This is a genomic window from Haemophilus sp. oral taxon 851 str. F0397, from assembly GCF_000242295.1.
Classification (GTDB): Bacteria; Pseudomonadota; Gammaproteobacteria; order Enterobacterales; family Pasteurellaceae; genus Haemophilus.
The window spans coordinates 120,523-131,474 of the sequence record NZ_JH591082.1 but is presented as its reverse complement, the minus strand read 5'-3'; the positions used below and the strand labels follow the sequence as shown (position 1 = coordinate 131,474).

Genomic DNA, 10,952 nt, shown 5'->3' with positions numbered 1-10,952 from the left:
CACCTTATAAAATGACCGCACTTTCGTTAGGCGAACAAGCGCTTTGGATTCATCAAGTGTTTGTGAATGTAGGCGAGCGAGTGCGAGTTTGCATTTATAGTTCAGATGTTTCTATCCCTTGGAATTTTAAATTTCAAGGCTTTTTTGTTGCATTATAAAACCAATAAAAATACATCTAATCTCAAAACCCTGTCAACTTGCATAGTTTTTTTTGATTGATTTAATAGATTTCAATCGTTAAAACCTTTTTGTATGATGTTTACGAAATTTATTTCAACCCTACTTATTTCATACATACAAGGAGTTAATAATGAGTTCTCAATGCCCTTTTTCGCATTTATCGTCTACTAACCTAACTATGGGAAATGGCGCCCCTGTGGCGGACAATCAAAACAGTTTAACTGCAGGTCCGCGTGGTCCATTACTTTCACAAGATTTATGGCTTAACGAAAAATTAGCTGATTTCGTACGCGAAGTCATTCCAGAACGTCGTATGCACGCGAAAGGTTCTGGTGCATTTGGTACCTTTACAGTCACACACGATATTACTAAATATACTCGCGCAAAAATTTTCAGTGAAGTGGGCAAAAAAACAGAAATGTTCGCACGCTTTACCACTGTTGCGGGTGAACGTGGTGCGGCTGATGCGGAACGTGATATTCGTGGTTTCGCATTAAAATTCTATACCGAAGAAGGTAACTGGGATTTAGTAGGTAACAACACCCCGGTATTCTTCTTACGTGATCCACGTAAATTCCCAGACTTAAACAAAGCGGTAAAACGTGATCCTCGCACCAATATGCGTTCAGCAACGAACAACTGGGATTTCTGGACATTATTACCTGAGGCATTACACCAAGTAACTGTTGTAATGAGTGATCGTGGTATTCCTGCAAGCTATCGTCATATGCATGGTTACGGTTCACACACTTACAGCTTCTGGAACGAAGCAGGCGAGCGTTTCTGGGTAAAATTCCACTTCCATACACAACAAGGCATCAAAAACTTAACTGATGCAGAAGCGGCTGCAGTCATCGCAAATGATCGTGAAAGCCATCAACGTGATTTATACGAAGCAATTGAACGTGGCGACTTCCCGAAATGGACATTATATGTGCAAATTATGCCTGAAGCTGATGCGGAAAAAGTACCTTATCATCCATTCGACTTAACCAAAGTATGGCCGAAAAAAGATTATCCATTAATTGAAGTGGGTGAATTTGAACTTAACCGCAACCCAGAAAACTTCTTTTCTGATGTAGAACAATCTGCATTTGCACCAAGCAATTTAGTTCCAGGTATCGGCGCAAGCCCAGATAAAATGTTACAAGCTCGCTTGTTCAACTATGCGGATGCACAACGTTACCGTTTAGGCGTGAACTATCGTCAAATTCCAGTAAACCGTCCACGTTGCCCAGTGCATAGCAACCAACGTGATGGCCAAGGCCGTGTAGATGGCAACTACGGTAGCCTACCGCACTACGAGCCAAACAGCTTTAGCCAATGGCAACAACAACCAGACTTTGCTGAACCACCACTTCGCATTAATGGTGATGCTGCACACTGGGATTTCCGTAATGATGATAATGATTACTTCAGCCAACCGCGTGCATTATTCAACTTAATGAATCCAGAGCAAAAACAAGCATTATTCAACAATACTGCAGCTGCGATGGGTGATGCACCTGAATTCATCAAATACCGTCATATCCGTAACTGTCACTGGTGTGATCCAGCATATGGTGAAGGTGTTGCAAAAGCATTGGGCTTAACAGTTGAAGATGCATTAAAAGCACGTGAAACTGACCCAGCATTAGGTCAAGGTGGATTGTTATAATCTCTAGGCTACAGCCAAAAAAAACGGTAGGAATTTTCCTACCGTTTTACTTTTTAACATTCACTAACAAATAGTAGTGCCTTCTTCGGTACCAGTCACTACTTGACGTAATGCACCAGGTTTACCCATATTGAATACTCGGATCGGCATGCCATGATCGCGAGCTAAAGTAAACGCCGCTAAGTCCATCACTTGTAATTCTTTATCGATCACTTCTGCATAACTTAAATTTTTATAAAGTTTTGCATCAGGATTTTTCGCAGGATCACAATCATACACACCATCAACTTTAGTCGCTTTCAATACAACATCTGCTTCAATTTCAATACCACGCAAACAAGCGGCAGAATCAGTGGTAAAGAATGGACTTCCTGTTCCCGCAGAGAAAATGACTACGCGTTTTTCGCGTAACATTTTGATTGCTTCAGACCAGTTATAAGTATCACAAATACCATTTAATTGGAAAGCGGACATTAATTTTGCATTCACATCAGCACGGAATAAAGAATCACGCATTGCCAAACCATTCATCACCGTAGCAAGCATTCCCATATGGTCGCCCACCACACGATTCATTCCCGCTTTTGCTAGTTTTGCGCCACGGAATAAGTTGCCGCCACCAAGAACGACACCGACTTCCACGCCCATTTCAACTAATTCTTTAATTTCAACAGCCATACGATCGAGAATCGCAGGATCGATACCAAAACCATCTTCTCCTTGTAATGCTTCACCGCTTAATTTCAATAAAATACGTTTATAAATTGGTTGGCTCATTGTTTTTTCCCTCTGGCTTAAAAAATTGGCTTATTCTATAAAATAACCGCTCAAGAGTGAAGAAGTTAAATATGGAAATTCTGAGTGAAAGGTGGATAATAGCGACATTTTCTTTTCAGGGAAGACAATTATGAACACGAAAAAAACAAGCCAAATTTTACCCGCACTTTTTGCGGTGATTTGTGCCGCATTAGCGGGTTATTTTATTTTAATCGGTTCTGGAATGTTTCCAGAACCGAATGTGGCTCTCATTCTACTTGCGACAACAACTATTCTCTTATTAAGCAGCAGTAAAAAATCCTTCTATTTTATTTTGCTACCGCTTGCATTACTACATGCTTTTTATACGCCTACTGGGCTAAATTTTGGCCCTCCAAGCTATCAATATATCGCCTCGCTTTTCGCGACAGATATGTTAGAAACGAAGGAATTTCTATTACAAATCCCTGTGAGTAGTTACTTAATCGCTTTTGCCATTCCTATTTTGATTTTTCTTCAGTACAAAAGTGCGGTGAAATTTGGCATAAAATTTTATCGTAATAAAACATTTATAGCCTTAGCGACATTGCTCTTTGCCTACAACATGCCGCTTGCTGAACCTATTAAAGAAACGGTAAGTTCCACATTAAAAATTGTAGATGAAGTGCAAAAACTCAAACAAATGTCCCAATCTGATAACTGGGGAAAATCAACATTAGAAAATTCACGCTATGATGATTATGTGATTGTTCTTGGTGAAAGTGCGCGTAAAGATTATCACCATGCCTATGGGTATCCGATTGAAAACACGCCATTTATGTCTAGCGCTAAAGGCACGTTGATTGATGGTTTTCGTTCAGCAGGAACAAATACTGTCGCTTCACTTCGCCTCATGTTAACCCTTCCTAACAAAGAAAAATGGGAACCAAATTACAGCTTGAGTTTAGTTGATCTCATCAAATCTGCAGGCGTGAAAACTTATTGGCTTTCTAATCAAGGTATGCTCGGTGAATTCGATACGCCTGTTTCATCCCTTGCCTCAAAATCTGATGAAACCTTTTTCTTAAAAAAAGGCGGGAGCTTTAATTCTACTAACTTTAGTGATTTTGATTTATTACCAAAATTTACCCAAGTATTAGAAGATCCTGTTCAAGGAAAACGATTTATTGTGTTGCATATTTATGGTTCACACCCAATGGCTTGCGACCGTGTCGAAGATTATCCAAAAATCTTTGATGATAAAGATCTTAATCCGAGATATGGCTATTTAAATTGCTATGTGTCGTCTATTAAGAAAACCGATGAATTTTTAAAACGTGTATATGATCAGCTTGAAGAAAATGCGAAGAAAAATCACCGGACTTTCTCAATGATTTATTTCTCAGATCACGGTTTGTGCCACCAACAAGATGAAAAAAACAATATACTTTTGTTTAATCAAAACTGTTTCAGTCGAGAGCACCATAATATTCCGTTATTCAAAATTTCATCAGATGATACCGAACGCAAAGAATATAAGGTGTTTAAATCTGGTTTAAACTTCTTAGAAGGAATCGCAAATTGGATAGGGATTAAAAACCCTCAATTAACGCAAACAGAAGATTTATTTTCTAATGAATCGGATAAAAATGACTTTGGATTGCAAAAACGAATTGATGAAAAATATCGTAAAGATGACGATCCTGCCATTGATATTCGTCCTAAACGCTAGGCTAAAATAACGATAACGCACTCTAAAATTAGCTTTTGAACATTCAAACGACAAATTTAGTATTGATTTGAACACAAAGCTATATTGGGTGCGTTTTATTTTTAGCCGTAAATATCGTATAATCCGAGAGATTTTATTTGTTTATTTTTTGTAAGGTGTCAACGTGTCAGAACAACAACCAAGAGTGATCGAATCAAAAGAAATTATGACTTTATTACCACATCGCTATCCATTTTTATTAGTTGATCGCGTATTGGATTTTAAAGAAGGCGAATGGTTAAAAGCGATTAAAAATATTAGCGTCAATGAGCCTTGTTTCACAGGTCACTTCCCGGGCGAACCTATTTTACCGGGCGTTTTAATTTTAGAAGCTTTGGCACAAGCAATGGGCATTTTAGCCTTTAAAACTCACGAATTAAAAGGCGGTGAATTATTCTATTTCGCAGGTATTGATGAAGCGCGCTTTAAACGCCCAGTGTTACCTGGAGATCAAATGGAATTAAACGTTCAAGTGATTAAAGAACGCCGTGGCATCACTGCATTTACTGGTGTTGCAACCGTAAACGGTGAAATTGCTTGTGAAGCAAAACTAATGTGCGCTCGTCGTTAATTAAGGGGGTAAATATGATCCACCCAAATGCAAAAATCCATCCTACAGCCTTAGTTGAAGAAGGCGCAGTTATTGGTGAAGGTGTTGTTATTGGGCCTTTCTGTATTGTTGAAGGCACCGTTGAAATTAAAGCTCGCACTGTATTGAAATCTCACGTTGTCGTACGTGGTGATACGGTTATTGGCGAAGATAACGAAATCTATCAATTCGCTAGCATTGGTGAAGTGAACCAAGATTTAAAATATAACGGCGAAGCAACCAAAACGATTATTGGTAATGGCAACCGAATTCGTGAACATGTGACAATCCATCGTGGCACTATCCAAGGCGGTGGCGTAACCTCTATTGGCAATAACAATTTATTAATGGTGAATGTTCACGTTGCACATGATTGCCAAATTAAAAACAACTGTATTTTGGCCAACAATGCAACGCTTGCAGGTCACGTAGAGTTAGATGATTTCGTGATTGTTGGTGGCATGTCAGCAATTCACCAATTTGTGATCGTTGGCGCACACGTTATGTTAGGCGGTGGTTCTATGGTAAGCCAAGATGTACCTCCTTACGTTATGGCACAAGGCAACCACGCCCGTCCATTTGGCGTAAACTTAGAAGGTTTAAAACGTCGTGGTTTTGATAAACCAACTATGCACGCAATCCGTAACGTTTATAAAATGATCTATCGTAGCGGTAAAACGCTCGAAGAAGTGTTACCAGAAATTGAGCAAATTGCAGAAACCGATTCAGCGATTAGTTTCTTTGTTGAATTTTTCAAACGTTCAACTCGCGGTATTATTCGTTAATAAAGTATCTCTGTTTTCAACCGCACTTTGCATACCAAAGTGCGGTTATTTTTTAGGATAAATTTGATGAACAAAACAAATCCAACCATTGCTCTTGTTGCAGGAGAAGTATCTGGTGATATTCTCGGTGCTGGTTTAATTCGCCAGCTCAAAGCTCATTATCCTAATGCTCGCTTTATTGGCATTGCTGGCCCAAGAATGTTGGCTGAAGGCTGTGAGACGCTTGTCGATATGGAAGAGCTTTCAGTCATGGGCTTGGCTGAAATTTTGAAACATCTTCCTCGTCTGTTGAAAATTCGCAAAAATGTCATTCAAACCATGTTGCAAGAAAAACCTGATGTTTACATCGGCATTGATGCGCCTGATTTTAATTTGGATGTAGAACTCAAGCTCAAAGCAAACGGAATTAAAACTATTCATTACGTGAGCCCCTCTGTATGGGCATGGCGTCAAAATCGCATTCACAAAATTGCCAAAGCGACCCATCAAGTTCTTGCCTTTTTGCCTTTTGAGAAAGCCTTTTACGATAAATTTAACATACCTTGCCGTTTTATTGGACATACAATGGCTGATGCTATTCCGCTCAAACCAAACCGTGCCGAAGCCTGCCAAATGCTACAGATTGATCCCACACAACGCTATTTAGCAATCTTAGTTGGAAGCCGTGGTTCAGAAGTGGAATTTCTGGCTGAGCCTTTCTTAAAAACCGCTTTATTGTTAAAAGAACAATTCCCTGATTTACAATTCCTAGTTCCTTTGGTGAACGAAAAACGACGAATTCAATTTGAAGCCATTAAAGCTAAAATTGCGCCAAATCTAGACCTGCATTTAATTGATGGCAATGCACGACAAGCAATGATCGCAGCTGATGCAACGCTTCTTGCTTCAGGAACAGCAGCGCTTGAAGCAATGCTTTGTAAATCACCGATGGTAGTTGGCTATCGAATGAAACCACTGACCTATTTCTTAGCAAAACGTTTAGTGAAAACCGATTATATTTCTTTACCAAACTTGCTTGCGAATGAAATGCTCGTTCCTGAAATGATTCAAGAAGAATGTACGCCAGAATTGCTCGCTGAAAAGCTATCTGCTTATCTTTCGGATGATGAAAGTGCGGTAAAAAATCGCCATGTTTTAATTCAGCACTTCACGGATTTACACCAAAAAATTCAATGCAATGCCGATAAGCAAGCGGCCCAAGCAGCCATTGACTTATTAGAAGGAACAGAAAATGTTTGAATATCCACAAGGCTATGAATTGATCGCTGGCGTTGATGAAGTTGGGCGAGGCCCTTTAGTTGGAGCTGTTGTCACGGCAGCCGTTATTTTAGATCCTAATAACCCAATTGAAGGCCTCGCTGATTCTAAAAAACTTTCTGAGAAAAAACGTTTAGCCCTTGCCGAAGAAATCAAAGAAAAAGCCCTTGCTTGGGCATTAGGTCGAGCTGAAGCTGACGAAATTGACGAGATAAATATCCTGCAAGCCTCCTTGCTGGCAATGACTCGAGCAGTAAAATCTTTAAAAATTCAACCGCACTTTGTGTTAGTTGATGGCAATAAGATCCCAAAAGATTTAGATATTCCAGCGCAAGCCGTCGTAAAAGGCGATAGCCTTGTGGCAGAAATCAGTGCAGCCTCTATTTTGGCGAAAGTGGCACGAGACCAAGAAATGGAAGAATTAGACAAGCAATATCCAGAATACGCTTTTGCCCAGCATAAAGGCTATCCAACCAAATTACATTTGGAAAAATTAGCTGAACTTGGCGCGTTACCGCAACATCGTCGTAGCTTTGCCCCAGTGGAAAAAGCGCTAGAAAATCGTTAGAATTTTAATCGCAAAATGCTTTTATCTTATTAGGCAGTAAAATATTGATAAAACAAAGGGAGTATTAAAAATACTCCCTTTCCTTTAATCAACTTAACTCTATGGAATGACAGGTAATTAACCTTTCTGTACGTTATATGCTTCCAATGCACGTAAAGAATAAGTATAAGCAGCGCCTGCATTTAATGCGATAGACATTGCTAATGCTGCAGCCACTTCAGCTTCGCTTGCACCAGCTTTTACAGCTTCTTCTGCGTGTACGCTAATGCAGCTTTCGCAACGAGTTGTTACCGCAACGGCTAATGCGATAAGCTCACGAGTTTTAGCGTCAAGCACATTGCCTTCTGCCGCTGCTGCGCCTAATGCTTGGTAAGCTTGTAACATTTTTGGATATTGTTTACCTAACGCACCAAATGATTTTTTAACGTGTGATGTTTCTTCTTTCCAATCTGCAAACATAATGTTCTCCTAAATATATTGAATTAATAACCAACTGGTGTGGCAAATTATAGGCAGATTGGATTATGATACTTGCTTATTTATCTCAATTTTTATCGCTAACATCTCATTATGGATTATTTAGATAAACTCACCCATTTAGCACAAGTGCGTGGGGAAATTAATATTCGCTGTGAATTTCAAGGTGAATGGCAAGTCGCCCATCAAGAAAAAGATGCAGGAAAAGGCGTATTCCATCTTATTGAACAAGGCGAATGCTGGCTTACACTCGGGCAAAAGCAATTTCATTTAAAGGAAGGTGATATCTTTTTTCTTCCCCAAAATCAACCGCACTTTATGCGTCATTCATCCAGCCAGACAAAGGACACATCATTGAAAAAAAGCTGGCAAGGTGCATTTGAATTATATCAAGTAGGGCAAGGCACACCTGATTTAAAAATGTTCTGCGGGGCATTTTATTATCAGCAAGATGCTTTCCTTACAGCTTCTATGCCTGAATATTTGCATCTCAATTTATGCGATACACCGATTCATCCTTTGGTTCAGCTTTTTCTACAAGAAGCACAAAAAAACGATGCAGGTACAAAATCTGTCGTCGATGCACTTTCCAATGTGCTTTTAATTTATATTTTACGCCATGCGATTCAAGAGAACTTAATTACAGGCGGTGTGCTACTCGCGTTGCAAGACAAGCGATTAAATGCGGTGCTGGGTGCGATATTACAACTCCCCCAAGAAGATTGGCGAATTGAGCAATTAGCCGATCTTTCTGCAATGTCTCGTGCAAACTTTATTCGTGTTTTTCAACAACAACTTGGTATGTCGCCAGGGCGTTTTATAACTCAAGTGCGGTTACAATCGGCAGCGTTTTTATTAAAGCAAACCCAACAATCCGTACTTGCTATTGCTTTAGAAGTGGGGTATCAATCGGAGGCGCATTTTAGTAAAGCCTTCAAGAATTACTACCAACTTTCACCAAGCCAATACAGAAAATCTGCTAGCCTATAAATTGGAGAATTTTTGCGCTATAATCGCCAAGTTTTTTGAAAGGCAACGTCTGTTGCCTTTTCTTTTTAAGGAAAAGATATGTTTAACAAAATTTTTTCGTGGTTTGAAAACCGTTTAAATCCTTATCCAGAAGGTAATCCAACAACACCTAAAAAAGGCTTATTGCGCTTTATTTGGTCTAGCATTGAAGGAATGAAAGGCTGGATTCTCTTACTGATATTGCTAACAGTTGGTACTGGTGTAATGGAAGCCATATTATTCCAATTTATGGGAACGCTTGTAGATTGGTTAGGGTCATTCACGCCTGAGACATTATGGCAAGAAAAAGGTTATTTATTAATTGGCATGGCTGCCCTATTACTTGTTAGCATTGCGTGGGGATTTTTAGCCTCTACCGTACGTTTACAAACCTTACAAGGTGTATTTCCAATGCGATTACGTTGGAATTTCCATCGTTTAATGCTTGGACAAAGTTTGAGTTTTTATCAAGATGAATTTGCCGGCAGAGTGTCTGCCAAAGTAATGCAAACCGCTCTGGCTGTTCGTGATACAGTGCTCACACTTGCAGATATGTTTGTATATGTCATCGTATATTTTATTACATCAGGATTAGTTCTCGCAGCATTAGATTCTTGGTTCTTACTGCCATTTATTGCTTGGATTACGATTTTTATTTTTATCCTACGAACCCTCATTCCTAAATTATCAAAAACTGCACAACGACAAGCTGATGCTCGTTCTTTAATGACGGGACGTATTACAGATGCTTATTCCAATATTGCTACAGTAAAATTATTTTCTCACGGCTCGCGCGAGGCCGCTTATGCCAAACGTTCTATGGAAGATTTTATGGTCACAGTCCACGCCCAAATGCGCTTAGCAACATCACTAGATACACTCACTTACGCTACAAATATTCTACTTACGTTAAGTACTGCAATACTTGGTATTATTTTATGGAAAAATGGTCAAGTTGGCGTGGGTGCAATAGCAACGGCAACGGCAATGGCATTACGAGTCAATGGACTGTCTCGTTGGATTATGTGGGAGTCTGCACGTTTGTTTGAGAATATCGGAACCGTAAACGATGGAATGAATACTTTAACCAAACCTCACACTATTGTGGATAAAGCACAAGCATCACCGTTACAGGTGACACAAGGGGAAATTAAGTTTAACGATATTACCTTTGCTTATGATCCGACAAAACCATTACTCCATCATTTCAATCTCACCATCAAACCTGGTGAAAAAGTCGGACTGATCGGCCGTTCTGGTGCAGGAAAATCTACGATTGTGAACTTATTGCTGCGTTTCTATGAAGCACAACAAGGCTCGATTACTATTGATGGGCAAAATGTACTAGGTGTGCAACAAGAAAGCCTACGCCGCCAAATCGGTTTAGTGACTCAAGACACTTCTCTGCTACATCGCTCCGTTCGTGACAATATTATTTATGGACGCCCTAATGCCACAGATGAAGAGATGATTTTAGCTGCTGAACGAGCAGAAGCCGCTGATTTCATTCCATTCCTCACTGATGCTCAAGGCAGAAAAGGCTACGATGCCCATGTGGGTGAACGAGGTGTAAAACTTTCAGGTGGTCAGCGTCAGCGCATTGCTATTGCTCGTGTCATGTTAAAAGATGCACCAATTCTATTGTTAGATGAAGCCACAAGCGCATTAGATTCGGAAGTGGAAGTGGCAATACAAGAAAGTCTCGATAAGATGATGGAAAATAAAACTGTGATTGCCATTGCTCATCGTTTATCCACCATCGCAGCGATGGATCGCCTGATTGTGCTTGATAAAGGACAAATTGTCGAACAAGGTACCCATGCTGAATTACTGGAGCGTAATGGTCTGTACGCTAAACTATGGAATCATCAAAGTGGCGGATTTTTAAGTGAACATGCTGAATAATATTACTTTTCTGGTATAGA

General features: G+C 39.8%; 10 protein-coding genes and 1 pseudogene. 9 read left to right on the top strand and 2 right to left on the bottom strand.

What is annotated here, in order from left to right:
* Nucleotides 1-116: pseudogene (locus tag HMPREF9096_RS09425) on the top strand (molybdenum ABC transporter ATP-binding protein); the annotation flags it as partial.
* 194 nt (nucleotides 117-310) lie between these two features.
* Nucleotides 311-1,837: a catalase gene (locus HMPREF9096_RS01145; RefSeq protein ID WP_032803583.1), complete on the top strand. Its 1,527-nt coding sequence runs from the start codon at nucleotides 311-313 to the stop codon at nucleotides 1,835-1,837.
* Between the two features lie 63 nt (nucleotides 1,838-1,900).
* Here the strand turns inward: HMPREF9096_RS01145 and pyrH are convergent, their stop codons facing one another.
* Nucleotides 1,901-2,614: a UMP kinase gene (gene pyrH / locus HMPREF9096_RS01150; RefSeq protein WP_005628053.1), complete on the bottom strand. Its 714-nt coding sequence runs from the start codon at nucleotides 2,612-2,614 to the stop codon at nucleotides 1,901-1,903.
* 130 nt (nucleotides 2,615-2,744) lie between these two features.
* On the opposite strand from pyrH, the gene HMPREF9096_RS01155 reads away from it, so the two are divergent.
* From HMPREF9096_RS01155 to rnhB, 5 genes are all read left to right on the top strand, one after another.
* Entirely contained in the window at nucleotides 2,745-4,304 is a 1,560-nt protein-coding gene (locus HMPREF9096_RS01155) for a phosphoethanolamine transferase (RefSeq protein ID WP_032803581.1), read from the top strand.
* A 205-nt stretch (nucleotides 4,305-4,509) separates the two neighbouring features.
* A complete protein-coding gene (fabZ, locus tag HMPREF9096_RS01160; RefSeq protein WP_044233196.1) occupies nucleotides 4,510-4,914 on the top strand; it encodes a 3-hydroxyacyl-ACP dehydratase FabZ in 405 nt (134 codons plus the stop codon).
* A 14-nt stretch (nucleotides 4,915-4,928) separates the two neighbouring features.
* Nucleotides 4,929-5,717: an acyl-ACP--UDP-N-acetylglucosamine O-acyltransferase gene (gene lpxA, locus HMPREF9096_RS01165; RefSeq protein WP_005642748.1), complete on the top strand. Its 789-nt coding sequence runs from the start codon at nucleotides 4,929-4,931 to the stop codon at nucleotides 5,715-5,717.
* Nucleotides 5,718-5,783: 66 nt separating this feature from the next.
* Nucleotides 5,784-6,956, top strand: coding sequence for a lipid-A-disaccharide synthase (gene lpxB / locus HMPREF9096_RS01170; RefSeq protein ID WP_009500848.1), 1,173 nt, complete (start codon nucleotides 5,784-5,786; stop codon nucleotides 6,954-6,956).
* The gene (gene rnhB, locus HMPREF9096_RS01175) at nucleotides 6,949-7,542 is read left to right on the top strand and encodes a ribonuclease HII (protein WP_009500847.1); all 594 of its coding nucleotides are present in this window, start codon (nucleotides 6,949-6,951) and stop codon (nucleotides 7,540-7,542) included. Before lpxB ends, rnhB begins: the two co-directional genes overlap by 8 nt.
* A 117-nt stretch (nucleotides 7,543-7,659) precedes the next feature.
* Here rnhB and HMPREF9096_RS01180 read toward each other — a convergent pair whose 3' ends face one another.
* Nucleotides 7,660-8,001, bottom strand: coding sequence for a carboxymuconolactone decarboxylase family protein (locus tag HMPREF9096_RS01180; RefSeq protein ID WP_005627672.1), 342 nt, complete (start codon nucleotides 7,999-8,001; stop codon nucleotides 7,660-7,662).
* Between the two features lie 111 nt (nucleotides 8,002-8,112).
* Between HMPREF9096_RS01180 and HMPREF9096_RS01185 the strand changes: the two genes are divergently transcribed.
* Nucleotides 8,113-9,009, top strand: coding sequence for an AraC family transcriptional regulator (locus HMPREF9096_RS01185; protein ID WP_009500846.1), 897 nt, complete (start codon nucleotides 8,113-8,115; stop codon nucleotides 9,007-9,009).
* Nucleotides 9,010-9,087: 78 nt separating this feature from the next.
* Nucleotides 9,088-10,932 (top strand): ABC transporter ATP-binding protein, encoded by a 1,845-nt coding sequence (locus HMPREF9096_RS01190; RefSeq protein ID WP_009500845.1) that lies wholly within the window; start codon nucleotides 9,088-9,090, stop codon nucleotides 10,930-10,932.
* The last annotated feature ends 20 nt before the right edge of the window (nucleotides 10,933-10,952 follow it).

Excerpts from the sequence above, each read along its gene's own strand:
- HMPREF9096_RS01190 (WP_009500845.1), top strand. The coding sequence starts at position 9,088 with ATGTTTAACAAAATTTTTTCGTGGTTTGAAAACCGTTTAAATCCTTAT.
- lpxA (WP_005642748.1), top strand. The coding sequence starts at position 4,929 with ATGATCCACCCAAATGCAAAAATCCATCCTACAGCCTTAGTTGAAGAA.
- pyrH (WP_005628053.1), bottom strand. The coding sequence starts at position 2,614 with ATGAGCCAACCAATTTATAAACGTATTTTATTGAAATTAAGCGGTGAA.
- rnhB (WP_009500847.1), top strand. The coding sequence starts at position 6,949 with ATGTTTGAATATCCACAAGGCTATGAATTGATCGCTGGCGTTGATGAA.
- lpxB (WP_009500848.1), top strand. The coding sequence starts at position 5,784 with ATGAACAAAACAAATCCAACCATTGCTCTTGTTGCAGGAGAAGTATCT.
- HMPREF9096_RS01185 (WP_009500846.1), top strand. The coding sequence starts at position 8,113 with ATGGATTATTTAGATAAACTCACCCATTTAGCACAAGTGCGTGGGGAA.
- fabZ (WP_044233196.1), top strand. The coding sequence starts at position 4,510 with ATGACTTTATTACCACATCGCTATCCATTTTTATTAGTTGATCGCGTA.
- HMPREF9096_RS01145 (WP_032803583.1), top strand. The coding sequence starts at position 311 with ATGAGTTCTCAATGCCCTTTTTCGCATTTATCGTCTACTAACCTAACT.
- HMPREF9096_RS01155 (WP_032803581.1), top strand. The coding sequence starts at position 2,745 with ATGAACACGAAAAAAACAAGCCAAATTTTACCCGCACTTTTTGCGGTG.
- HMPREF9096_RS01180 (WP_005627672.1), bottom strand. The coding sequence starts at position 8,001 with ATGTTTGCAGATTGGAAAGAAGAAACATCACACGTTAAAAAATCATTT.